This is a genomic window from Aeromonas sp. 600724 (assembly GCF_049175135.1).
GTDB lineage: Bacteria > Pseudomonadota > Gammaproteobacteria > Enterobacterales > Aeromonadaceae > Aeromonas > Aeromonas veronii_A.
The window spans coordinates 118,321-139,482 of sequence record NZ_JAAKUM010000007.1 but is presented as its reverse complement, the minus strand read 5'-3'; the positions used below and the strand labels follow the sequence as shown (position 1 = coordinate 139,482).

25 protein-coding genes are annotated in these 21,162 nt (G+C 59.5%); 17 read left to right on the top strand and 8 right to left on the bottom strand.

Going from position 1 to position 21,162, the window contains the following annotated elements; all coding sequences use genetic code 11:
* The first annotated feature begins 208 nt into the window (after positions 1 to 208).
* The 4 genes from G5168_RS08725 to G5168_RS08710 all read left to right on the top strand — a co-directional run bounded on the left by G5168_RS08725 (position 209) and on the right by G5168_RS08710 (position 3,764).
* Positions 209 to 772 (top strand): NnrU family protein, encoded by a 564-nt coding sequence (locus tag G5168_RS08725; RefSeq protein ID WP_042053314.1) that lies wholly within the window; start codon positions 209 to 211, stop codon positions 770 to 772.
* A gap of 58 nt (positions 773 to 830) precedes the next feature.
* Entirely contained in the window at positions 831 to 1,367 is a 537-nt protein-coding gene (locus G5168_RS08720; RefSeq protein ID WP_227341895.1) for a glutathione peroxidase, read from the top strand.
* 82 nt (positions 1,368 to 1,449) lie between these two features.
* Positions 1,450 to 2,385, top strand: a complete 936-nt coding sequence (locus G5168_RS08715) for a LysR family transcriptional regulator (RefSeq protein WP_042053315.1) — start codon at positions 1,450 to 1,452, stop codon at positions 2,383 to 2,385.
* A gap of 182 nt (positions 2,386 to 2,567) precedes the next feature.
* Positions 2,568 to 3,764 carry a NupC/NupG family nucleoside CNT transporter gene (locus tag G5168_RS08710; protein ID WP_227341896.1) on the top strand — a complete coding sequence of 399 codons (1,197 nt, stop codon included), beginning with the start codon at positions 2,568 to 2,570 and terminating at the stop codon, positions 3,762 to 3,764.
* 101 nt (positions 3,765 to 3,865) lie between these two features.
* Here G5168_RS08710 and G5168_RS08705 read toward each other — a convergent pair whose 3' ends face one another.
* From G5168_RS08705 to G5168_RS08685, 5 genes are all read right to left on the bottom strand, one after another.
* Positions 3,866 to 4,285 carry a DUF4426 domain-containing protein gene (locus tag G5168_RS08705; RefSeq protein ID WP_005340339.1) on the bottom strand — a complete coding sequence of 140 codons (420 nt, stop codon included), beginning with the start codon at positions 4,283 to 4,285 and terminating at the stop codon, positions 3,866 to 3,868.
* Between the two features lie 43 nt (positions 4,286 to 4,328).
* On the bottom strand, positions 4,329 to 4,631 hold the full coding sequence (gene yggU / locus G5168_RS08700; RefSeq protein WP_005340341.1) for a DUF167 family protein YggU: 303 nt from the start codon (positions 4,629 to 4,631) through the stop codon (positions 4,329 to 4,331).
* Complete coding sequence (locus G5168_RS08695) at positions 4,631 to 5,182, bottom strand: YggT family protein (RefSeq protein ID WP_047436998.1); 552 nt, start codon at positions 5,180 to 5,182, stop codon at positions 4,631 to 4,633. Before G5168_RS08695 ends, yggU begins: the two co-directional genes overlap by 1 nt.
* 11 nt (positions 5,183 to 5,193) lie before the next feature.
* The gene (gene proC, locus G5168_RS08690) at positions 5,194 to 6,018 is read right to left on the bottom strand and encodes a pyrroline-5-carboxylate reductase (protein WP_201990756.1); all 825 of its coding nucleotides are present in this window, start codon (positions 6,016 to 6,018) and stop codon (positions 5,194 to 5,196) included.
* A gap of 141 nt (positions 6,019 to 6,159) precedes the next feature.
* Positions 6,160 to 6,861, bottom strand: coding sequence for a YggS family pyridoxal phosphate-dependent enzyme (locus tag G5168_RS08685; RefSeq protein ID WP_100654584.1), 702 nt, complete (start codon positions 6,859 to 6,861; stop codon positions 6,160 to 6,162).
* A gap of 39 nt (positions 6,862 to 6,900) precedes the next feature.
* On the opposite strand from G5168_RS08685, the gene tapT reads away from it, so the two are divergent.
* The 4 genes from tapT (at position 6,901) to G5168_RS08665 (ending at position 10,514) form a co-directional block, all read left to right on the top strand.
* Positions 6,901 to 7,935 carry a type IVa pilus ATPase TapT gene (gene tapT, locus G5168_RS08680; protein ID WP_005340354.1) on the top strand — a complete coding sequence of 345 codons (1,035 nt, stop codon included), beginning with the start codon at positions 6,901 to 6,903 and terminating at the stop codon, positions 7,933 to 7,935.
* 28 nt (positions 7,936 to 7,963) lie between these two features.
* Positions 7,964 to 9,073 carry a type IVa pilus ATPase TapU gene (gene tapU / locus G5168_RS08675; RefSeq protein ID WP_227342977.1) on the top strand — a complete coding sequence of 370 codons (1,110 nt, stop codon included), beginning with the start codon at positions 7,964 to 7,966 and terminating at the stop codon, positions 9,071 to 9,073.
* A gap of 47 nt (positions 9,074 to 9,120) precedes the next feature.
* Positions 9,121 to 9,894 (top strand): peroxide stress protein YaaA, encoded by a 774-nt coding sequence (yaaA, locus tag G5168_RS08670; RefSeq protein WP_201937767.1) that lies wholly within the window; start codon positions 9,121 to 9,123, stop codon positions 9,892 to 9,894.
* A 194-nt stretch (positions 9,895 to 10,088) separates the two neighbouring features.
* On the top strand, positions 10,089 to 10,514 hold the full coding sequence (locus G5168_RS08665; RefSeq protein WP_005340360.1) for a hypothetical protein: 426 nt from the start codon (positions 10,089 to 10,091) through the stop codon (positions 10,512 to 10,514).
* 359 nt (positions 10,515 to 10,873) lie between these two features.
* Here G5168_RS08665 and G5168_RS08660 read toward each other — a convergent pair whose 3' ends face one another.
* Both G5168_RS08660 and arfB read right to left on the bottom strand, forming a co-directional pair.
* Positions 10,874 to 11,365, bottom strand: coding sequence for a methylated-DNA--[protein]-cysteine S-methyltransferase (locus tag G5168_RS08660; RefSeq protein ID WP_227341897.1), 492 nt, complete (start codon positions 11,363 to 11,365; stop codon positions 10,874 to 10,876).
* Positions 11,366 to 11,390: 25 nt separating this feature from the next.
* Positions 11,391 to 11,807: an alternative ribosome rescue aminoacyl-tRNA hydrolase ArfB gene (gene arfB / locus G5168_RS08655; protein WP_421252081.1), complete on the bottom strand. Its 417-nt coding sequence runs from the start codon at positions 11,805 to 11,807 to the stop codon at positions 11,391 to 11,393.
* Between the two features lie 201 nt (positions 11,808 to 12,008).
* Between arfB and glnK the strand changes: the two genes are divergently transcribed.
* The 5 genes from glnK (at position 12,009) to G5168_RS08630 (ending at position 17,404) form a co-directional block, all read left to right on the top strand.
* Positions 12,009 to 12,347 carry a P-II family nitrogen regulator gene (glnK, locus tag G5168_RS08650; protein ID WP_005341406.1) on the top strand — a complete coding sequence of 113 codons (339 nt, stop codon included), beginning with the start codon at positions 12,009 to 12,011 and terminating at the stop codon, positions 12,345 to 12,347.
* A gap of 258 nt (positions 12,348 to 12,605) precedes the next feature.
* Positions 12,606 to 13,613: a Fe(3+) ABC transporter substrate-binding protein gene (locus tag G5168_RS08645; protein WP_021230948.1), complete on the top strand. Its 1,008-nt coding sequence runs from the start codon at positions 12,606 to 12,608 to the stop codon at positions 13,611 to 13,613.
* 39 nt (positions 13,614 to 13,652) lie between these two features.
* Entirely contained in the window at positions 13,653 to 15,278 is a 1,626-nt protein-coding gene (locus G5168_RS08640) for an ABC transporter permease (RefSeq protein ID WP_421172264.1), read from the top strand.
* A gap of 82 nt (positions 15,279 to 15,360) precedes the next feature.
* The gene (locus G5168_RS08635) at positions 15,361 to 16,395 is read left to right on the top strand and encodes an ABC transporter ATP-binding protein (protein WP_337073205.1); all 1,035 of its coding nucleotides are present in this window, start codon (positions 15,361 to 15,363) and stop codon (positions 16,393 to 16,395) included.
* A gap of 103 nt (positions 16,396 to 16,498) precedes the next feature.
* Positions 16,499 to 17,404, top strand: a complete 906-nt coding sequence (locus G5168_RS08630) for a Dyp-type peroxidase (protein ID WP_201990763.1) — start codon at positions 16,499 to 16,501, stop codon at positions 17,402 to 17,404.
* A gap of 90 nt (positions 17,405 to 17,494) precedes the next feature.
* On the opposite strand, the gene argR is transcribed toward G5168_RS08630, so the two are convergent.
* Positions 17,495 to 17,965 (bottom strand): transcriptional regulator ArgR, encoded by a 471-nt coding sequence (argR, locus tag G5168_RS08625; RefSeq protein ID WP_005340378.1) that lies wholly within the window; start codon positions 17,963 to 17,965, stop codon positions 17,495 to 17,497.
* Positions 17,966 to 18,166: 201 nt separating this feature from the next.
* On the opposite strand from argR, the gene G5168_RS08620 reads away from it, so the two are divergent.
* The 4 genes from G5168_RS08620 to artM are packed head-to-tail and all read left to right on the top strand — an operon-like array spanning position 18,167 to position 20,989.
* Positions 18,167 to 18,907, top strand: coding sequence for an ATP-binding cassette domain-containing protein (locus tag G5168_RS08620; protein ID WP_421252080.1), 741 nt, complete (start codon positions 18,167 to 18,169; stop codon positions 18,905 to 18,907).
* A gap of 24 nt (positions 18,908 to 18,931) precedes the next feature.
* The gene (locus G5168_RS08615; protein ID WP_227341901.1) at positions 18,932 to 19,669 is read left to right on the top strand and encodes a transporter substrate-binding domain-containing protein; all 738 of its coding nucleotides are present in this window, start codon (positions 18,932 to 18,934) and stop codon (positions 19,667 to 19,669) included.
* Between the two features lie 3 nt (positions 19,670 to 19,672).
* Positions 19,673 to 20,323, top strand: coding sequence for an arginine ABC transporter permease ArtQ (gene artQ, locus G5168_RS08610; protein WP_043826111.1), 651 nt, complete (start codon positions 19,673 to 19,675; stop codon positions 20,321 to 20,323).
* Between the two features lie 3 nt (positions 20,324 to 20,326).
* Positions 20,327 to 20,989: an arginine ABC transporter permease ArtM gene (artM, locus tag G5168_RS08605; protein ID WP_005348902.1), complete on the top strand. Its 663-nt coding sequence runs from the start codon at positions 20,327 to 20,329 to the stop codon at positions 20,987 to 20,989.
* The last annotated feature ends 173 nt before the right edge of the window (positions 20,990 to 21,162 follow it).

Sequence of the window (21,162 nt, the reverse complement as noted above, 5' to 3'; positions counted from 1 at the left end):
CGGCCACTCAATATCCCCGTTTGGGGCATCTCCCATCTCGCGAGATGTCTGACTGCCCTGGCACTTATTTGCCGATCCATCGTGATCGGCTCTTTTCTTTCTGCTCCTTTGTCTTGCCACACTTTTGACTCCATGGGTCAGCGCGGTTTTGATAGGCGCACATCTCCCTTTACGGCATAGTGGTCGTACCAAGTACAAGGAGAGACTCATGTTCCTGCTGACCCTGGGGGTTGCGCTGTTTACCCTGATCCATCTCTACCCCTGTTTTGCGGTGGCCCATCGGGCGCGGCTGCGCGAGCGGCTGGGGGAGAATCGCTACAAGGGGCTCTTCTCCCTGCTGGTGTTTGTCGCCATTGCCTGCATCATCGCCGGTTGGCGCTCGGCCAGCTCGCTGCCGCTCTACTTCCTGCCGGATTGGGGGCCGATGACCATGACGGTGATGATGCCCTTTGCGCTGATCCTTTTCTTCTCCGGCCAGGGGCCCAACCATCTGCGGCGCTGGCTGGTGCATCCCCAACTGCTCGGTACCCTGCTCTGGGCGGTGGCCCATCTGCTGGTCAACAGCGAGGCGCGCTCTCTGGTATTGTTTGGCGGCATCGGGCTCTGGGCGCTGGTGAGCATGGTCTGGATTTCGGTGCGGGACTGGCAGCGATATCCCCGTCCGGCGGCCAACTGGACTGGCACAGGCATCAGCGTCGGGGCGGGCCTGGCTGCCACCGCGCTGCTGGTGTTCTGGGGCCACGGCTGGCTGACCGGCATTCCATTGCATTGAGAGTGAACTGCGGCTCTGGTAACCGCGTATGATGGACAAAACAAAAGGAGTCTTGGCGATGAAATGGTTCACTCTGTTGCTGTTATTGGGGGCTGGCGCGGCCTCTGCGGCGTGCCCAGATTATTTCAATGTGGAGATGCGGGAGCTCAACAATGCCCAGCGCCACAACCTCTGTCAGCTGACCGAGGACAAGGTAGTGCTGGTGGTCAATACCGCCTCCTATTGCGGCTACAGCGGCCAGTTCCGAGATCTGGAGAAGCTCTACCAGAGCTACAAGGATAAAGGGCTGATTATTCTGGGCTTCCCCTCCAACGACTTCTGGCAGGAGGCGGGCAACGAGACCAAGACCGCCGAGGTATGCCGCCGCGACTATGGCGTCACCTTCCCGATGTTCAATCGGGTAGCGGTGCGGGGCTCCGATGCTGTGCCACTGTTCAAGGGGTTGGCGGCGGCCGCTGATGGGGATGAGCCGAACTGGAACTTCCACAAGTATCTGGTGGGACGCGATGGCAAGCTGATCGCCAGCTACGGCGCCAACCAGAATCCGGCTGACGACCCCCTCAAACTGCAGATCACCCGGGCGCTGGGGCTCTGACCCTACCCCTTGGCGGGCGGCTCTGGAATAATGGGCTACCGCCACTCAATCCGGTTATCCTGTGCTGCAACGTCTTCCTCAAATGGTGATCTTCGATGCGCTGGTGCGCGAGCAGGGGATCTCTGCCGCCGCCCGTCGTCTCGGGGTCTCCAAATCCCATATCAGCAAGCAGCTGGCGCTGCTGGAGACCACCCTTGGCGCCCAGCTGGTGCAGCGCACCACCCGCCGCTTCGTCCTGACCGAGCTGGGTCAGGAGTATGCCCGTCACTGCCATGCGCTGGTGGCGGTGGCGCAGGAGGCTGACTCCATGATCGCCGAGCGGCGTGGCAAGGTGAGTGGCGTGCTCCATCTCGGGGTGGGCCAATCTTTTGGTCGTCTGCACGTCATTCCTCATCTCAAGGCGTTTCAGGATCGCTATCCCGAGCTGGAGCTGGAGGTCTCGCTGTTCGACCACAGAACCAATCTGGTGGATGAGGGGCTGGATCTCTGGCTCACCACCTATGAGGACAAGCCGGAAGGGCTGGTGGGACAGCGGCTGGCCGACATTGGCTTCGTGGTGGCGGCTTCGCCGGATTACCTGCTGAGCCACGGTACGCCGCTCCATCCCAAGGATCTGGCCCAGCACAACTGCATCACTTACCAGAGTCGGGAGCGGCGCTATCACCAGTGGTCGTTTCGCCAGGGCAAGGAGCGCCAGACGGTGCAGGTGGCGGGCAACTATCGGGTGGATATGGCGGAGGCGGTGCGGGATGCGGCACTGGCCGGGCTCGGCATCGCCTATATCGCCAACTACTTGCTGGACAAGGAGTTACAGAGCGGCAAGCTAATCCCGGTGTTGCCAGGATGGCGACCGAACCAGCAGATGGCGGTACACGCCGTTTATGCCAGGCGCGAACATCTGGATCCCAAGATCCGTCTCTTCATCGATTTCCTCAAGGCCAGATTTGGCCCCGAACCCTATTGGGAGCAGCGACTGGTCCCCTGGCTCGGGGGTAAATTGTCCGGCAGTGAGGAATGATTGTTTCCATATAAAAACTCTCGATTTCTCCTGATACTAAAACCGAACCAAATCAGCCAGTTGGCGCAACCGATATCGTGCAAACGTTTTTTCTAACAGGCTTGTAACCAAGCGGACTTGCAGTGACGGGGTGAGAGGCGCAGAATCCGCGCCCATCTTTTGCCCCACCTGATGGAGTCCCTATGATTGCCCTGCTCGGCATCCTGAGTATCCTGGCGCTTGCCGTCATCTGCTCTGATAATCGTCGTCGTATCCCATTGCGAACAGTTGGTCTTGCCCTCTGTCTGCAAGTCATGTTTGCCGGTCTGGTGCTCTGGCTGCCTGCCGGTCAGCACGTGCTGAACGGGGTCAGCGAGAGCGTAAGCAGCGTGATCGGTTATGGTCAGGAGGGGATCGCCTTCCTGTTCGGCGATCTGGCCAAGTTCAAGCTGGGCTTCATCTTTGCCTTCAACGTGTTGCCGGTCATCATCTTCTTCTCCGCGGTGATCGCCATCCTCTACCACATCGGCATCATGCCGCGGGTGATCGCCCTGCTGGGTGGTGGCTTGCAGAAATTGCTGGGCACCGGCCGTGCCGAGAGCCTCTCCGCGACCGCCAACATCTTCGTCGGCATGGTGGAAGCGCCGCTGGTGGTCAAACCCTACCTCTCCAAGATGTCCGATTCCCAGTTCTTCGCGGTGATGAGCTGTGGTCTCGCTTCCGTCGCCGGTGGCACTCTGGTGGGCTATGCCAGCCTCGGGGTTGAGTTGAAATACCTGATCGCTGCCGCCTTCATGTCGGCCCCTGCCGGTCTGGCGATGGCCAAAATCCTGGTGCCGCCGGGAGCTGAAGAGGTCGATCACCATCAGGATGTTGAGATCCCCCGTGCCACCAACGTGATTGAAGCGGCGGCCGATGGCGCCATGTCCGGCCTCAATATTGCGGTGGCGGTCGGTGCGACCCTGCTGGCCTTCGTTGGTGTGATCGCCATGCTCAATGGCCTGCTCGGCTGGGCTGGCGGTCTGGCAGGGCTGGATCTGAGCTTCCAGATCATTCTGGGCTGGCTGTTTGCCCCCGTCTCCTGGCTGATCGGTGTGCCCTGGGATCAGGCACAAGCCGCTGGCGCCCTGATCGGTACCAAGATCGTGGTCAACGAGTTCGTCGCCTTTATCGGCCTGGTGCAGGATCAGACCCTGAGCGAGTCGAGCAAGGCCATCGTGACCTTCGCCCTGTGCGGCTTTGCCAACATCTCCTCCATGGCGATCCTGATCGGCGGTCTGGGCTCCATGGTGCCGGAGCGCAAATCCTTCATCGCCCGTTACGGCATGCGCGCCATTCTCTCCGGCGTGCTGGCGAACCTGATGAGCGCCTGTCTGGCCGGTCTGTTCCTCGCCCTGTAACAGTCGCGGTACGGAATAGATGTAACAAGGGCGCCCTGATGGCGCCCTTGTCATATGGATAAAATGAAGCCCCGGCCTTGGTCGGGGCTTCTTGTTGCTGCTCAGTCGACGTAGAAGGTCTGCTGGAAGCTGAGGTTCTGTTGCTGCCCACCGCCCATGATCTTCAGGGTGAACTGATAGGTATCTTCGTTGCGGTAGGGGAGGGTCGCCAGATAGTAGATGGCATCGCCCTCTTTTACCTCCTGAAAGTTCAGGGTGCGGATGGTGCCGGTCAGGTTCTTGGCCTCACCGGTGATCCCCACGGCTTGCGCCACTTTCTGCTTGTCCTGTACCGCGATATTGATGATGGCGTTGTAGCGACTGCGCTCCAGTCCATACGCTTTGGCGACCTCCGGTGTGAGGAAGCTGGAGTTGAAGGCGTTGTAGTGTACCAGCCAGGGCCCCAGCTCCTTCATCTGTTCTGCCTTGAGCGGCAGGGTCATCAGCAGTGCCAGCAGGCCACTCATCCAGGCTGTTTTCATCTGTCATCCCTCTCATATCTACGGTTGGCGCAGGCCGATTCATTCAACCTTGCGTGTCATTCAGCAGTGCACTCACTTCTTGCGGCAACTGTTTGGGACTGTCGATGGCGACGGTTTTGTGCCGTCCAAGCTCGCCCCGCACTATGGTGATCTGTCCCTTGGCCACCTTGAACTGCTTGGCCAGAAACTTGATCAGATGGCTGTTGGCTTGGCCATCGACGGGCGGCGCCGTGATGGCCACTTTCAGCTCTTCGCCATGCAATCCGATGATCTGATCCCGACTCGCCTTGGGCTGGATCACCAGATGCAGTACCAGTTCATCCCCTTGTTGCAGGACGGCTGGCATCAAATCATCCACCACAGCTGGCCAAACAGGTCACCCAGCAGGTAGTTGATGGCTTGCAGGCCGATAAAGGCGACCAGCACCGAGAGATCCAGCCCGCCCAGTGCCGGCAGTACGCGGCGGATAGGGGCGAGGAATGGCTCGGTCAGCTGATGCATCACGTATTCGATGGGGTTGCGGCCCTGGCTGACCCAGCTCAGGATGGCGCGGATCAGCAGTACCCAGAAGATCATCGAGCCGGCTTTCTTCAGCACGGTCAGCGCGGCAAACAGGCTGATGCTGAGCCAGTCCGCCAGCAGTACGTTCATGCTCTTGAGCAGGGCCAGCTTGGCGAAGGCGATGGCCAGCGCCAGCACCACGGAAGCGAGATCGATGCCGCCCAAGCCCGGGATAACGCGGCGCAGCGGGATCACCAGCGGATTGGTCAGCTTGACCACCATCTGGCTCATCGGGTTGTAGAAGTCAGCGCGGGCCCACTGCAGCCAGACGCGCAGCAGGATCACCATCAGGTAGAGATCGAAAACGGTGTTAATCAGAAAGTAAGCAGTGTTCATCTGGGCTCCTGTTAGAAGAGGGTTTCCATTTCGGTGGCACGAGCAACGGCCGCCTGCATGGCTTGCGCAGTCAGCGGCATCAGCCCCTGCTGCTGGAATGTCTTGATGGCTTCGGCTGTGGTGCCGCCCTTGCTGGTGACCTGCTCACGCAGGGTTTGCAGCGACAGCTCAGGGTTCTGCTCCACCATGGCGGCTGCGCCCAGCGCGGTCTGCTGCACCAGCAGGCGTGCCTGATCGGGCGAGAAACCCATCGCTTCGGCCTCTTCGGCGATGGCCTGCATAAAGAGGAAGAAGTAGGCCGGAGCACTGCCCGCCGCGGCGATGACGCCGTTGATGCCAGACTCCTGCTCCACCCAGAGGGTCTTGCCGACCGCCTGCATCATCTGCTCGGCAAACGCGCGATCACTGGCTCCAATATGCTCGGGGGCGTAGAGGCCGGTCATGCCCAGACCCAGCAGGGCAGGGGTATTGGGCATGGTGCGGATGATGCGGTCGTGGCCACCGGCCATCTCGCCAAGGCGCGCCACCTTGATACCGGCCGCGATGGAGATGAGCAGCTTGCCTTCAAGGGAGCCCAGCTCTTCAACCAGTGCTGCCAGCATGCCGGCCATCAGCTGCGGCTTGACTGCCAGCACGATCACTTCGGCGTCGCGGGCCGCCTCGGCATTACTCTGGGTGATGCGAATGCCATGTTCGCTCGCCAGCGTCTCCAGCTTGGGCAGACTGGGGTTGGCGGCCGTGATCTGCCCGGCGGGATAACCCGCCTTGACCAGTCCGGCGATGATGCTGCGGCTCATGTTGCCCGCGCCTATAAAGGCCAGCGTTCTATGCTGCATCAGATGCTCCTGTAGCACATGGGGTCGCGGCGGGGTTGGCGCTGCCTGCACCACCTGACGCCAGAATTCGGTGTTCCATCAAACGCTCCTGTTGATGAAGTCGGGCAAGAGGCGGACGTATGGGTTATCCGCTGGCCTTGCCTATGAGTAGTCACGGGCGCCGAAGATGGCGGTGCCGACCCGCACCATGGTGCTGCCGTGGGCGATCGCCAGTTCAAGATCCTCGGTCATGCCCATCGAGAGGGTATCCACCGTGGGGTATTGTCGCGCAAGCTCGGTGAACAGAGTCTGCATGCGGGTCATTTGGGCGGCCAGTACGCGCTCGTCACTGGTGTGCTCTGGAATGGCCATCAGTCCCCGCAGCACCAGTCGCTCACTTTGAGAGACCTGCTCGGCAAGGCGGAAAATCTCTTGTTCCGACGTTCCGGATTTGCTGCTCTCTCCGCTAATATTGATTTGCAGACAAACATTTAGCGGTGCCATTGTAGTTGGGCGCTGGTTGTTGAGGCGGTCGATCAGCTTGTCCCGATCCACGCTCTGCACCCAGTCGAACCGTTCGGCGACCAGTTTGGATTTGTTCGATTGCAAAGGGCCGATAAAGTGCCACTCTATGTCGCTATATTCCGGCTGCTGGCGCAAGGTATCGATCTTGGCCGCTGCTTCCTGAGCGTAGGATTCGCCAAAGCAGCGCTGACCTGCGGCATGGGCGGCCATGATGGCCTCGACCGGCTTGGTCTTGCTCACGGCCAGCAGGCGGATCTGCTGCAGGTTGCGGCTAGCCCGTTCGGCGGCCTGGGCAATACGTTCCTTTACCTGAAACAGGTGCTGGGCAATCTGGTTCATATTTCGTTAGTGATCTTGTGATGGGAGAATGACAAGTCTATGGATATCACAGAGTTATTGGCTTTCAGTGTAAAGCATAAAGCCTCGGATCTACACCTCTCGGCCGGGGTTCCCCCGATGATCAGGGTTGATGGTGAGGTTCGCAAGATCAATTTGCCCGCCCTGGAACACCGGGAAGTGCATGCCCTCATTTACGACATCATGAACGACCATCAGCGCAAGGAGCTGGAGGAGAACTTCGAGGTCGATTTCTCGTTCGAGGTGCCCAATCTGGCCCGTTTCCGGGTCAACGCCTTCCAGCAGGCGCGCGGTTCGGGCGCGGTATTTCGTACCATCCCCAGCACTGTGCTGAGCCTCGAAGATCTCGATGCGCCGGAGATCTTCCGCAAGATTGCCGAGTTCCCGCGGGGTCTGGTGTTGGTGACCGGCCCGACCGGTTCCGGTAAGTCGACCACCCTGGCGGCCATGGTCAACTACATCAACGAGAACTTCCATCACCACATCCTCACCATCGAGGACCCCATCGAATTCGTCCACGAGAACAAGCGCTGCCTGGTGAACCAGCGGGAAGTACACCGTGATACCAAGAGCTTCAGCAACGCCCTGCGCTCGGCACTGCGGGAAGACCCGGACATCATTCTGGTGGGCGAGATGCGCGACCTTGAGACCATTCGTCTGGCCATGACTGCCGCCGAAACCGGCCACTTGGTGTTTGGCACTCTGCACACCTCGTCGGCGGCCAAGACCATCGACCGTATCATCGACGTCTTCCCTGGTGCGGAGAAGGACATGGTACGCTCCATGCTCTCCGAATCCCTGCGGGCGGTCATCTCCCAGACCCTGCTCAAGCGCATTGGTGGCGGTCGGGTGGCAGCGCACGAGATCATGATGGGCATTCCGGCGGTGCGTAACCTCATTCGGGAGGACAAGATTGCCCAGCTTTACTCGGTGATCCAGACCGGGATGACCCACGGCATGCAGACCATGGATCAGAGCCTCAAGCAGCTGGTGAGTCGTGGCGTGGTGGCATCCCTCGATGCCAAGGCCAAGGCCGTTGATCCCAACAGCATTTAAGCGACTTGTACCCAGGGAGGGATAAATGATGAATCTGGATGATCTGCTGAGCGAGCTGGTCGAGCGAAAGGGATCGGATCTGTTTGTGACGGTGGGCTCGCCGCCCACCCTCAAGGTAAATGGCCATCTGGTGTCGCTGGGGGGAGACGCGCTCGACAAGAAAGGGGCGCTGACGCTGGTCAGGGATACCCTCAGCAGCGATCACTTCGAGCGCTATGTCCGCACCAAGGAGGCCAACTACGCGATTTACCGCGAGGCGCTGGGTCGCTTTCGGGTCAGCGCCTTCTGGCAGCAGGAGCTGCCCGGTATGGTGATTCGTCGTATCGAGACCCGCATTCCCACCTTTGAAGATCTGCAGCTCCCCAGGATCCTGCAGGAGGTGGCGATGGCCAAGCGCGGGCTGGTGCTGTTTGTCGGTGCCACCGGGGCGGGTAAATCGACCACTCAGGCGGCGATGATCGGCTATCGCAACCAGCATGCCGATGGTCATATCCTGACGGTGGAAGACCCGGTGGAGTTCGTCCATCAGCATGGCCGTAGCCTGGTGACCCAGCGGGAGGTGGGGATCGACACCGAGTCGTTCGATGTAGCACTGAAAAGCTCGCTGCGTCAGGCACCGGACGTGATCCTGATCGGCGAGATCCGAAGTCAGGAGACCATGGAGTTTGCCCTTCAGTTCGCCGAGACTGGCCATCTCTGTCTCGCCACTTTGCATGCCAACAACGCCAACCAGGCGCTGGATCGCATCCTCCATCTGGTGCCGCAGGAGAAACATCGCCAGTTTCTGTTCGATCTCTCCTTCAACCTCAGAGCCATTGTCGCCCAGCAACTGGTGCCGAGTGTCGATGGTTTGCGGCGCAGTGCGGCATTCGAGATCCTGCTCAATACCCCGCTCATCACCGACATCATCCGCAAGGGAGAGATGCACCGTCTCAAGGAGGTGATGACCAAATCTGCCGAACTGGGCATGCAGACCTTCGATCAGGCGCTTTTCAGCCTGTTCTGCGCCGGCCAGATTGGCTACAGTGAGGCCCTCGCCCATGCCGACTCGGCCAACGACCTGCGGCTGCTGATCAAGCTCTCCGGTCGCGAGCAGCTGGGGTCCGGCACACTGGAAAATGTGACGCTGGATGAATGAAACATGGGGCCGATCCGCTGTTCGGCCCCTCGCCAGAAAGGAACGTTATGCTGATTGTGGTTTCCCCGGCCAAGACGCTGGATTACGAGTCACCGCTGGTGACCCCCCGTTTCACCCAACCCGAGCTGCTGGATCACTCCGCCGAACTGATTCGCCGGGCCCGCCAACTGAGCCCTGACCAGATCGCCACTCTGATGAAGATCAGCGACAAGCTGGCCGGTCTCAATGCCGCCCGTTTTGCCGAGTGGCAGCCAGATTTCACCCCCGCCAATGCCCGTCAGGCGCTGCTGGCTTTCAAGGGGGATGTCTACACCGGTTTGGCGGTGGAGGATTTTAGCGAGGCCGATTTTGACTTCGCTCAGGCACACCTGCGGATGCTCTCCGGCCTCTACGGCGTGCTTCGCCCCCTCGACCTGATGATGCCCTATCGACTGGAGATGGGGACCAGGCTCAACAATAGTCGCGGCAAGGATCTCTACCAGTTCTGGGGGGAGGTGATCACTCACCATCTCAATGACGCGCTGGCTGCGCAGGGGGATGAAGTGCTGATCAATCTGGCCTCCGACGAGTATTTCAAGTCGGTACGACCCAAGAGCCTGAAAGGGCGGATTGTCACACCGGTGTTCAAGGATGAGAAGAACGGCCAGTTCAAGATCATCAGCTTCTACGCCAAGAAGGCGCGCGGCATGATGGCTCGCCACATCATCAAGCACCGTCTGACCGAGGTGGAGCAGCTGACCGGTTTCAACGCCGAGGGCTACTACTTTGTGCCGGAAGAGTCGGACGCCAATACCCTGATGTTTAAACGCGCCGAAAATTAATTACAAAAAGAGGGAACCAATCTTTCGACCCGCGGGTCTGAATATTTGAATCCTCTGTTGTAAGCACTTTTTATTCGCCGACGTTTGATACGTCGGCTTTTTTATTGCCGTTTTTATTGTCCATCGATTGCCTTCGCCGGGACTATGTGGTTCAGATAGACTCAAGACAGGGAGCGAGTTGTCGTGAGGTGAATATGGAACAGAAAAATGCCATTCGGCAGGTTGCCGTCCCTTGGGCTCCGTCCCGCCAGCTCCCGCCCGGTCTGGTTGTGGCCGAGTTGCATCAGGATCTCTGGAGCGACTCCCTGACCATCATGCTGGGGCGGGCGCGCAGCATCGATCTACCCCCGCAAATCCTCTGCAGGGTCTATTTTCGCCATATTTATGCCCTGCGGGTCATCGAGGATTGCGATCTGGCTGAGGGGAAGGATAGCCACGCCATCGAAGAGCAGATCCAGCTCATCACTCCATCCCGTTTTGCCAGCTGGTTCCATCAGGAGTCGGACGGCCTGCATCTGGATGAAGATCTGCAGCACTATCGCATCTCCACTTGGGATTACTGCGCCGATGTGCTGACCTCTTCTGCGCCAGAGCTGCAGTTCCTGCCCCAGAGCGAGTAGCCAGCGATAACGCCAGAGGCCAAGGGGGATCCTTCGCCTCTTGTCTTTGTGGAGGTGCAGAGCGTGCGATGCTCAGGTCACTCAGTCAGAGGGTGGCCTGTTGTGTTGCCACAAAAAAAGCGCCTCAGAGGAGGCGCGGGGAAAAAGACAGATTGGAAGCGTCACATGGGTGCTACTTGAATCAGCGAATGAGCCGTGCCATTCAAGTATGGAGCCATCATGCCAAGCTCAATCTGAAGTAGTTCTGAGGCGATTCTTCATCTTCTGTTCATCTTGTCAGCAAGGCGTGGCCACTGATTGAAAGCCTTTTCATTCTGGTCGCGATATTGTCCCGTTCCTCTCCGGGGACGCTCATTGTCTCATGGGGCCAGCTCGAATGTTGTGCCTGCCTGTTCCAGTGCCAGCAACCAGCGCTTGATGGGAATGCCGCCAGCATAGCCGGTTAGATCGCCGCTGCGTCCGATCACCCGATGGCAGGGTACTATGATGCTCAGCGGATTGCGGCCATTGGCAGCGCCTACTGCTCGCACTGCCTTGGGATTGCCGATAGCCTGGGCAATCTCGAGATAGCTCACGGTCTCGCCATAGGGGATATCACACAAAGCGTTCCACACCGTTTGCTGGAACGGGGTGCCCTTCGGTGCCATGGGCAGATCGAACTGCTGCAATTTTCCGGCAAAATAGGCGGTGAACTGCTCGACGAAAGGAGCAAGAGCCAGGTCATCACGCTGCCACTCATTGGTCGGAGTTACCGGCTGCTCCCCCCGCACGAACTCCACATAGCGCAGACCATCCTGATCGATGGCGACCAGCAGGGGGCCGCGGGCGCTGTCGCAAAAACTGTATCTCATCGGCTGACATCCTTTGGGGGCTGGCTCAGTCCAGAACCGGTTTGCCGCGGGCGGATTTGATATCCCCCTTGCGCTTTTTGGCATCGACCCGTTTGCGCTGGGTGCTGCGGGTCGGCTTGGTGGCATGGCGAGCCTTGGGGCGCCAGGCTGCTTTCTTCAGCAACTCCACCAGACGGTTCATCGCCTCCTTGCGGTTCATGTCCTGGCTGCGATGGCTCTCGACCCGGATCAGGATAAAGCCATCGTGTACCCGGCTGTCGCTCAGCTTGTCGAGACCCTCCTTGTAGAGGGGCGTCAGGCTGGGAGAGTTGCGGTAATCGAAGCGCAGCCAGACGGCGGAGTCGGTCTTGTTGACGTGCTGTCCACCGTTGCCCTGTGCCCGCATGGTCTGAAATTGCAGCTCATGCCAGGGAATCGTGACGCTGTTGGAGATAACTAACATGCTGTTTTGCTCTTGTTTGGTGCATACCCGCTGACCGCTGCAGCATGGTGCCTCATTATGGGGCGTGCTGGCCGGTTATGGGGATGTGCCTGACGAATGGCGCAGGCATTAAACTCTATCTATATGAAATAAAACAATAAAAATACTTGGCATAAGAATTGAAACCCGATTCATGACACACCATGGATTGGGAGCAACCAGATGAAGCTGATTAGTGCGATTATCAAACCGTTCAAGTTGGACGATGTCCGCGAGGCTATTGCCAACCTGGGGGTGGAAGGGCTGACCGTGTCCGAGGTCAAGGGATTTGGCCGCCAGAAGGGACACACCGAATTATACCGGGGAGCCGAGTATCAGGTCGACTTCCTGCCCAAGGTGAAGCTGGAGATTGCTACCGCCGATGATAACGTGGAAGGGGTGATCGAGGCGATCTGCAAGGCGGCCTATACCGGCAAGATCGGCGACGGCAAGATCTTTGTCTATGACTTGCTGCAGGCGGTGCGCATCCGCACCGGCGAAAGTGACGACGAGGCGCTGTGATGAACCGCATCCGTGACGTACAGATCTGTTGACCTCCCGATCTCGGGGAATCCCGATGGAGTGAGCGCTTATTGAAGCCTGATCAACATAACGTTTTGCTCAGAAGAGGCCGAATGGGATTCCATCCGGCCCTTTTCAATTATGGGCGATTAAATATGTGATGTGGCGACGGCGAGCTTTCTTGATCCGCTTATAAGATGTATGCAGAATGCAAACGGAAATCGTTATCACTATGTATAGCTAATCAAGGAATGGATGATGAAAATGAAGATGTTGGCACTGGCTTTCTCTGCGTTGGCAGCTCAGTCGGCATTGGCGGCCGGGGAAGTGAATGTCTACTCCAACCGGCAGGATGAGCTGATCAAGCCCATCATCCAGCAGTTCGAGAAGGAATCTGGCATCAAGGTGAACGTGGTGTTCGCCAAAGAGGGATTGAACGAGCGTCTGGAGCGGGAAGGCAAGCTCTCTCCGGCCGACCTGATGCTGACCGTCGATATCAGCCGTCTGACCGATCTGGTGGACAAGGGGCTGGTGCAGCCGGTAGACAGCAAGATCCTGCAGGAGAACATCCCCGCCATCTATCGTGATCCGGAGAATCGCTGGTTCGCCCTGACCACCCGGGTTCGCGCCATCTACTCCAGCAAGGATCGCCTCGGCAAGCTCGAGACCATCAGCTACGAAGACTTGGCCAAGCCTGAATTCAAAGGAAAAATCTGCACCCGCAGCGGCAAGCATGAGTACAATGTGGCGCTGGTCTCCTCCATGATTGCCCATCACGGTATGGCCGAGACCAAAACCTGGCTGGAAGGGGTCAAGGCCAACCTGGCGCGCAAGCCGCAGGGCAACGACCGGGATCAGGTCAAGGCGATCAAGGATGGTATCTGTGACGTGTCACTCGGCAACAGCTACTATCTGGGCGCCATGTTGAAAGATCCGGCGCAGAAGTCCTGGGCGGATGCGGTCTATATCAACTTCCCGAACCAGGCTGACCGCGGTGCCCACGTCAACGTGAGCGGCGTGGCCATGACCAAGTATGCCAAGAACAAGGCCGAGGCCCAGAAGCTGATGGAGTTTCTGGCTGGCGACACCGCCCAGCACATGTATGCGGACGTGAACGCCGAATATCCGGTCAAGGCCGGAGTCGAGCCTTCCGCCATGGTCAAGTCCTGGGGCAGTTTCAAGTCTGACGCACTACCGGTCAGCGATTACGCCAAGCACCGCAAGGACGCCTTGCAGTTGCTGGATGAAGTGAAGTTCGATTTGTAATCAGATGGGGCCAACGGCCCCATCAACATCTGTGGTCTCATGAAAAATTTTGGATGGATGACCGGCAGCTGGGCCATCGCCCTGCTGCTGGGTTTACCGGTTATAGCCCTGCTTTTCTCTGCCTTCTCGGCTGAGGGGGAGCTGTTTCGCCACCTCGCCGATACCGTGCTGCTCGATTATCTCGGTAATACCCTGGGGCTGGTGGTCGGCGTAGTATTGCTAAGCCTGCTGTTTGGCGTACCCACCGCCTGGCTGGTGGCCATGTGTCAGGTGCCGGGGCGCCGTGCCCTGCAGTGGGCCTTGATGCTGCCAATGGCCATGCCCTCCTATATCGTCGCCTACGTCTATACCGACTTGCTCGACTACTCGGGCCCGCTACAGGCCGGGTTGCGAGCACTCTTTGGCTGGAACAGCCCTGCCGATTACTGGTTTCCTGCCATTCGCTCCCTTGGTGGCGCCGCCTGGGTGCTGGCGCTGGTGCTGTTCCCCTATGTCTATCTGCTGACCCGCGCCTCTTTTCTCGAGCAGTCAGTCAGCCTGATCCACTCCAGCCGCCTGCTCGGCTGCACCCCGTGGCAGAGCTTTCGTCGCCTCAGTCTGCCGCTGGCGCGCCCCGCCATCATGGTGGCGGTATCGCTGCTGGCCATGGAGACGCTGGCAGATTTTGCCACCGTCCACTTCTTTGCCATCAACACCCTGACCACGGCGGTCTACGACACCTGGCTCGGCTACGGTAGTCTGGCCACCGCGGCCAAACTCTCCTGCCTGATGCTGCTGGCTGTGGTGCTGCTGATCGCGCTGGAGCGCCGCTCGCGCAGTCGGCAGCAGGTGTTCCAGAAGTCCATGGGCCATGAGCAGCCGCTGCGCTATCCGCTCAAGGGGATTGGCCGTTGGTTGGCCGGTCTCTGGTGCTGGGGGCTGGTGCTTGCCGGTTTCGGCCTGCCGTTCGTCATCCTGCTCGATTACGGGGTGCGCTACTTCGAGTTGTCGTGGACACCGGAGTTTGTCCGCTTCGCCGGCAACAGCTTGGCTATCTCGGCGCTAACCGCCCTGCTGGCGATGGGCATCGCCCTGCTGCTCGGCTTCTTCCGCCGCCTCGATGGCGGTATAAAGAGTCTGTTGCCCCTGCGCATCGCCGCCATGGGTTACGCCATGCCGGGCACCGTGCTCGCCATCGGGGTGCTGGTGCCGCTCACCGCCCTCGACTTTGCCATCAACGATCTGGCCGAGTGGCTCGGGCGTCAGGGGCCGGGCTTGCTGCTGACCGGCACCATTACCGCCATCGTGTTCGGCTATTTGGTGCGCTTCGTGGCCATCGCCATCGGCTCGGTGGAGAGCAGCATGGGCAAGATCTCCCCCAGTCTCGACATGGCAGCCCGCTCCTTGGGGCAGGGGGATGGCGGCATGCTGCGGCGGGTCCATCTGCCGCTGGTGCGCCGAGGTCTGTTTGCCGGTGCCATGCTGGTATTCATCGAATCCATGAAGGAGCTGCCCGCCGCCCTGCTGCTGCGGCCGTTCAACTTCGATACTCTGGCGACCCACGTCTACCAATTCGTCTCGGACGAGATGCTGGAGCGCGGCGCGCTGGGGGCCATCGTCATCGTGCTGGTGGGGCTGTTGCCGCTGATCTGGGTCAACCGCAGTCTGGACAGTCCGGGCCACTGAGTCGCCACGTCGGCCAATGAAATTGCATGCGGTGCGCTGAACCAAAAGGCTGCGCGCCGCCAGAAACGAGAGGAAGTCAGCCTTGTCCTGTTTGCAGGTTGAAAATGTCAGCTGCCGTTACAACGGCCGCAATGTGCTGGAACAGCTCTCCCTGACGGTGGCAGACAACGAGATCGTCTGCCTGCTGGGAGCCAGTGGCTGCGGCAAAACCACGCTGCTCAAGGCCATCGCCGGGCTGCTGCCGCTGGCCGATGGCTCGATTCGCCTCGGCGATACCCTGCTCGACGGGCCGGGTGCCAGCGTGCCGCCCGAGGCGCGCAACATCGGCATGATCTTTCAGGATTACGCCCTCTTCCCCCACCTGACGGTGGCCGACAACGTCGGTTTCGGTCTGACCAAATTCGATCGCCGCGCCCGCCAGCAGCAGGTTGACGAGGCGTTGGCGCTGGTCAATCTGCAGGGGCTGGGGGATCGTTATCCGCACCAGCTCTCCGGCGGCCAGCAGCAGCGGGTGGCCATCGCCCGGGCGCTGGTGTGCAAGCCACGGCTGATGCTGCTGGATGAGCCCTTCTCCAACATCGATACCCAGGTGCGGATGAAGTTGATCCTCGAGATCCGCGCCCTGCTCAAGCAGCAGGGGATCGGCGCTATCTTCGTCAGCCACAGCAAGGAAGAGGCGTTCGCCTTCGCCGATCGGCTGGCGCTGTTTCGCGCTGGTCACATCGAACAGGTGGGCCAGCCGGAGCAGCTCTATCGCCGTCCGCAAAACCGCTTCGTGGCGGAGTTTCTCGGTGGGGTCAACTATCTGGCTGCCGAGGTGGTGGACAGCCACTGCGTGCAGACGGCGCTCGGGGTCATTTGTGGCAGTGAGCCTCATGGCCGGGCGGTGGGTGAGCAGTTGCAGCTGATGCTCCGCCCCCAGCAACTGCTGCTGGAGAGCGCCGCAGATGGCGAGCTTAAGGTGGTGGAGCAGCAGTTCCTCGGTCACCACTGCCGGGTGCTGTTCGAGTGTGGCGATCTGCAACTGGAGGCGAGCATTGGCGAGCCCCTTGATGGGATGCGGGCACGGATCAAGGTTGCCCCCCATGGGTTGGTGTTATTTGCCCCTTTGCCCTGAACGCGTGATATCGTCGTGAAATCAAAGAACTGGATCCACTCTGGTTTATAATCGCGCAACGCAAATAGCCCGTAACGCTAACGCCTATTCAGGGGAGAGATATATGAAAGCCCAAGCCGGGATCTGCGCAGAGCCGAATCTGCACGCCCTCTATCTGATGTTCAATCGTACCGGCGATGCCGCCGAACTGGTCGGCCGTCTGGCCAAACTGCCCGCCCTGTGGCAGGCGGTCGCCGCCGATTTCCCTGATGCCGGTTTCAGCGGTCTGGTTGCTGTTGGCGCCGACGCTTGGGATGGTCTCTACCCTGCCGCCCGTCCACCCCAGTTCCGCAGCTTTATGGCGCAATCCGCCAATGGTCAGGAAGCGCCCAACACCCCGTTTGATCTCTTTATCCAGCTGCGCGCCGATCGGGTGGATGTGCTGCACCACGCAGGTCACCGTGTGATGGCACTGCTGGCCGGACTGGTCGAGCTGGCCGAAGAGGTGCGCGGTTTCCGCAACCTGGATTGCCGTGACCTGACCGGTTTCGTCGATGGCACCGAGAACCCGCAGGATGAGCACCGTGCCGAAGTGGCGCTGGTGGCGGAAGGCGAGTTTGCCGGTGGCTCCTACATTCATGTCCAGCGCTGGGTCCATGCCATGAGCGACTGGGAGAAGCTGGCGCAAAAAGAGCAGGAAGACATTATCGGTCGCACCAAGCCCGATAACATCGAGTATGAGTCTGCCGCCAAACCGCTGACCGCCCACATCAAGCGGGTCAATCTCAAGACTCCGAAGGGAGAGTCCATGGAGATCCTGCGCCAGAGCATGCCCTGGGGCACCATGACCGAGCAGGGGCTCTACTTCATCTCCTGCTGCCGCACTCCTCAGCACTTCAACGCCATGCTGGCCAGCATGTACAAGGGGGAGGGCAGCCACTTCGACCACCTGCTGCGCTTTACCAAGGCGGTGACCGGCGCGGCTTTCTTCGCCCCATCGGAAGGTTTTTTGATGGCGCAGGGCAAATAAGCCCGCCTGACGAAGACTCAGAAAACAAAAATCCCGGCCTTGGCCGGGATTTTTCGTTCTGGCGTGACCGCTATGACGCGGTAGCGGCCATTACGGAGTCTGTTCGAACAGCTCGAGGGCGGAGAGGTAGAGCTCTTCGATATCGGTGTCGCTGGTCGGGGTGATGAAGATGGTGTCATCACCGGCGATGGTGCCGAGGATCCCCTCTGCCTTGCCGAGGGAGTCGAGCAGGCGGGCGATCAGCTGGGCTGCACCCGGGCTGGTGTGGATCACCACCAGTGCGCCGTTGTGATCGACGTCCAGTACCAGATTCTTGAGCGGGCTGGAGGTGGTGGGCACGCCCAGTTCCACCGGCAGGCAGTAGACCATCTCCATCTTGGCGTTGCGAGTGCGAACGGCGCCGAAGCGGCTCAGCATGCGCGATACCTTGGACTGGTTGATGTTCTCGAAGCCCAGCTCTTGCAGGGCGGTGACGATTTCTGCCTGGGAGCCAAAGCGCTCTTCTTTCAGCAAGGCTTTAAAGGCCTTGGCCAGTTTTTCTTGCTTGTCGTTGTGTTTCATCTTGGTCTCACGAATGAGGAGGTGTGGCGGCCTGCGCGATACAGGCGGCAGATACGAACAGCGGGGCCATTTTGCATTCATATGCCGTTTTTTGCAAGGAAGCGGCGCTTGTTCTGCATATTGATTCAAAAATGGCTTGCATCAACCTTTATTAGGGATAGAATCGGGATGAAATTTTGAAAACTTATTCAATTGGGCTGTATGGGTATTGAATTAATAGGTATCGAGAAGTCTTGGCACAAGGTGCCGGTTCTGCAACAGGTCAGCTTTCGGACATCCCCCGGTGAAACCTTGGTGTTGCTGGGCCCGAGCGGTGCTGGCAAGAGTTCCCTGCTACGGATGATGAATCTGCTGGATACCCCGGATGCGGGTGTTCTGCGGATTGGCGAAAGTGAATTTTCTTTCCCGAACTCCCTCTCTGCTGCCGAATTCAACCGCCAGTCCCAACTGCTGCGCCGCAAGGTGGGCATGGTGTTCCAGCAGTACAATCTCTGGCCACATCTCACTGTGATGGAGAATCTGATTGAAGCGCCGGTCAAGGTGCTCGGCATGAGCAAGGAGGCCGCCATCGAGAAGGGGGCCTACCTGCTGGCCCAGCTGCAACTGGCCGACAAGCGCGATGCCTGGCCTGCCCGTCTCTCTGGCGGTCAGCAGCAGCGGGTGGCCATTGCCCGTACCCTGATGATGGACCCGGAAGTGCTGCTGTTTGACGAGCCGACTGCAGCCCTCGATCCCGAGATCACCAAGGAGGTGGCCGAGATCATCCGCAACCTGAGCCAGACCGGCATTACCCAGGTGGTGGTGACCCACGAGGTCGACTTTGCCCGCAAGGTGGCCAGTCAGGTGATCTATCTGGAGAAGGGGCGGATCATCGAATCCGGCACCGCCGCCATTTTCCAATTCCCGCAAACCAGCCGGTTTGCCGAATTCTTGATGCATTGATATTGAATCGATAAGGAAGCTGTCATGAAAAAGAGTCTGTTGTTGGTTGCTGCCATGGGCCTGTTGAGTACCTCCGTCATGGCCAAAGAGATCAAGTTCGCCACCGAGGCCACCTACGCACCGTTCGAATACCTGGATGACAAGAACGAGTTTCAGGGTTTTGACATCGATCTGGCGCGCGCCATCTGCGAGCAGGCCAAGCTGGAGTGCAGCTTCCATAACCAGGCCTTTGACAGCCTGATCCCCAGCCTCAAATTCCGTCGCTATGATGCCGCCATTGCCGCCATGGACGTGACCCCGGAGCGCTCCGCTCAGGTCGATTTCTCCGACATCTATTACGAGAACTCGGCAGTATTCGTCGCCAAGAAAGGGGCCTTCAAGGGGCCGGAAGAGATGGTCGACAAGACAGTCGGTGTGCAGAACGGTACCTCTCACCAGTCCTATCTGGTGGATAACTGGGTGAGCAAGGGTCTGCTGACCGTGCCGTACGCCAGCTACCAGAGCGCCTTCCTCGACATGATGAATGGCCGTACCGACGGTGTGTTTGCTGATACCGCTGTCGCAGCCGACTGGCTGAAGCAGCACAAGGAGTATGCGGTGGTGGGTGCACCGGTGACCGATGCCAAGTACTTCGGTACCGGCTTTGGCATCGCGGTCGCCAAGGGCAATCAGGCGCTGCTGACCCAGCTGAACAAGGGGCTGGCCGAGATCAAGGCCAACGGCACCTATCAGAAAATCTTCGACAAATACTTCGCGCAGTAAGCCATGTTGAGCCTGTTGTTGGATGCAGCCTGGATGACCCTCGGGCTGGCCTTGGCATCACTGGTCGGGGGCATGGTATTGGCACTGGCGTTCAGTGCCGCCGAGCTCAGCAAGCAGCGTGCATTGGTGTGGCCAGTGGCCACCCTGACCACGCTGATCCGTGGCCTGCCCGAGTTGCTGGTGGTGCTGTTCATCTACTTCGGCTCGACCCAGGTGTTGTTCCTCATCACTGGCGAGTATGTGGAGTTCAGCCCGTTCGCCTGTGGCGTGCTGGCGCTCTCCCTGTTGTTCGCCAGCTATGCGACCCAGACCCTGCGGGCGGCGCTCAATGCGGTGCCTTCAGGTCAACGGTTGGCGGCGCTGGCGTTGGGGTTGAGCAAGAGCCACATCTTCTTTCGCATCGTGTTGCCGCAGGCGTGGCGTCATGCCCTGCCGGGCCTCGGCAACCAGTGGCTGGTGTTGCTGAAAGATACCGCGCTGGTGTCGCTTATCGGGGTCAACGAGATGATGCGTCAGGCCCAGATGGCCTCGGCCAGTACCTATGAGCCGTTCACCTGGTATGCCGCCGCCGCCCTCATCTATCTGGCCATCAGTCTGGTGAGTGAATATGGCCTCGGGCTGGCTGCCCGCTACACCCGCCGCTACGGAGGCTGACTGATGCAAGAGTATCTCGTTACGTTGCTGGGCGGTCTGGTCACCACGCTGGAGCTGACCCTGTTCAGCCTGCTGCTGGGGATTGTGTTGGCAGCCCTGATGACCTGGGTGTTGGAGCTGCGCCTGCCGGTGGCGACCCAGCTGGTGCAGCTGTGGGTGCTGCTCTTTACCGGCACGCCGCTGCTCATTCAGATCTTCCTGATTTACTACGGGCCGGGTCAGTTTGAGTGGCTGAAAGCCAGCCCGCTCTGGCCGCTGCTCAAGCAGCCCTGGTTCTGCGCCGTGCTGGCGCTGGGCCTCAACACGGCGGCCTACTCCACCCGGTTGTTCAAGGGGGCGCTCGATGCCATCCCGGCTGGTGAGGTGGAGGCGTGTCGTGCGCTTGGCTTTAACGGCCGCCAGACCTTGTGGATGAAGGTGCGCCATGCCGCCCGTCATCTGGTGCCTGCCTACTCCAACGAGGTGATCCTGGTGCTCAAGGGGAGCTCCCTCGCCAGTACCATCACCATCATGGACATCATGGGGCTGGCGCAGGGGTTGAACGCCCAGACCTACGATACCCTGGCGGTGTTCGGGGTGGCTGGCGGGCTTTATCTGGCGATGAACGGATTGTTAACAATTGGTTTTCGCTGGTGTGAAAAACGGGCGCTGGCATTCCAATCCTGAGACCCTCAGATCTACCTCTTTATGGTAAGGAGAAGTGCAGAAAAACTGTGCTTCTCCTCCAACTTTTTGTATTTCCCTCCAATTTTTGCTCCCGCATGTTTCGTGGCTCACAGAACCCGTGACTGCAACTGTTATCAGATTGTTTTTTATGGGGGGATCCATTAAGGTTGGGC

Excerpts from the sequence above, each read along its gene's own strand:
- tapU (WP_227342977.1), top strand. The coding sequence starts at position 7,964 with ATGAATCTGGATGATCTGCTGAGCGAGCTGGTCGAGCGAAAGGGATCG.
- G5168_RS08645 (WP_021230948.1), top strand. The coding sequence starts at position 12,606 with ATGAAAATGAAGATGTTGGCACTGGCTTTCTCTGCGTTGGCAGCTCAG.
- G5168_RS08665 (WP_005340360.1), top strand. The coding sequence starts at position 10,089 with ATGGAACAGAAAAATGCCATTCGGCAGGTTGCCGTCCCTTGGGCTCCG.
- G5168_RS08715 (WP_042053315.1), top strand. The coding sequence starts at position 1,450 with ATGGTGATCTTCGATGCGCTGGTGCGCGAGCAGGGGATCTCTGCCGCC.
- artM (WP_005348902.1), top strand. The coding sequence starts at position 20,327 with ATGCAAGAGTATCTCGTTACGTTGCTGGGCGGTCTGGTCACCACGCTG.
- G5168_RS08720 (WP_227341895.1), top strand. The coding sequence starts at position 831 with ATGAAATGGTTCACTCTGTTGCTGTTATTGGGGGCTGGCGCGGCCTCT.
- G5168_RS08620 (WP_421252080.1), top strand. The coding sequence starts at position 18,167 with ATGGGTATTGAATTAATAGGTATCGAGAAGTCTTGGCACAAGGTGCCG.
- G5168_RS08660 (WP_227341897.1), bottom strand. The coding sequence starts at position 11,365 with ATGAGATACAGTTTTTGCGACAGCGCCCGCGGCCCCCTGCTGGTCGCC.
- G5168_RS08685 (WP_100654584.1), bottom strand. The coding sequence starts at position 6,861 with ATGAACCAGATTGCCCAGCACCTGTTTCAGGTAAAGGAACGTATTGCC.
- G5168_RS08695 (WP_047436998.1), bottom strand. The coding sequence starts at position 5,182 with ATGAACACTGCTTACTTTCTGATTAACACCGTTTTCGATCTCTACCTG.
- yggU (WP_005340341.1), bottom strand. The coding sequence starts at position 4,631 with ATGCCAGCCGTCCTGCAACAAGGGGATGAACTGGTACTGCATCTGGTG.
- glnK (WP_005341406.1), top strand. The coding sequence starts at position 12,009 with ATGAAGCTGATTAGTGCGATTATCAAACCGTTCAAGTTGGACGATGTC.
- arfB (WP_421252081.1), bottom strand. The coding sequence starts at position 11,807 with ATGTTAGTTATCTCCAACAGCGTCACGATTCCCTGGCATGAGCTGCAA.
- G5168_RS08630 (WP_201990763.1), top strand. The coding sequence starts at position 16,499 with ATGAAAGCCCAAGCCGGGATCTGCGCAGAGCCGAATCTGCACGCCCTC.
- G5168_RS08725 (WP_042053314.1), top strand. The coding sequence starts at position 209 with ATGTTCCTGCTGACCCTGGGGGTTGCGCTGTTTACCCTGATCCATCTC.
- proC (WP_201990756.1), bottom strand. The coding sequence starts at position 6,018 with ATGCAGCATAGAACGCTGGCCTTTATAGGCGCGGGCAACATGAGCCGC.
- tapT (WP_005340354.1), top strand. The coding sequence starts at position 6,901 with ATGGATATCACAGAGTTATTGGCTTTCAGTGTAAAGCATAAAGCCTCG.
- G5168_RS08640 (WP_421172264.1), top strand. The coding sequence starts at position 13,653 with ATGAAAAATTTTGGATGGATGACCGGCAGCTGGGCCATCGCCCTGCTG.
- artQ (WP_043826111.1), top strand. The coding sequence starts at position 19,673 with ATGTTGAGCCTGTTGTTGGATGCAGCCTGGATGACCCTCGGGCTGGCC.
- G5168_RS08710 (WP_227341896.1), top strand. The coding sequence starts at position 2,568 with ATGATTGCCCTGCTCGGCATCCTGAGTATCCTGGCGCTTGCCGTCATC.
- yaaA (WP_201937767.1), top strand. The coding sequence starts at position 9,121 with ATGCTGATTGTGGTTTCCCCGGCCAAGACGCTGGATTACGAGTCACCG.
- G5168_RS08705 (WP_005340339.1), bottom strand. The coding sequence starts at position 4,285 with ATGAAAACAGCCTGGATGAGTGGCCTGCTGGCACTGCTGATGACCCTG.
- G5168_RS08615 (WP_227341901.1), top strand. The coding sequence starts at position 18,932 with ATGAAAAAGAGTCTGTTGTTGGTTGCTGCCATGGGCCTGTTGAGTACC.
- argR (WP_005340378.1), bottom strand. The coding sequence starts at position 17,965 with ATGAAACACAACGACAAGCAAGAAAAACTGGCCAAGGCCTTTAAAGCC.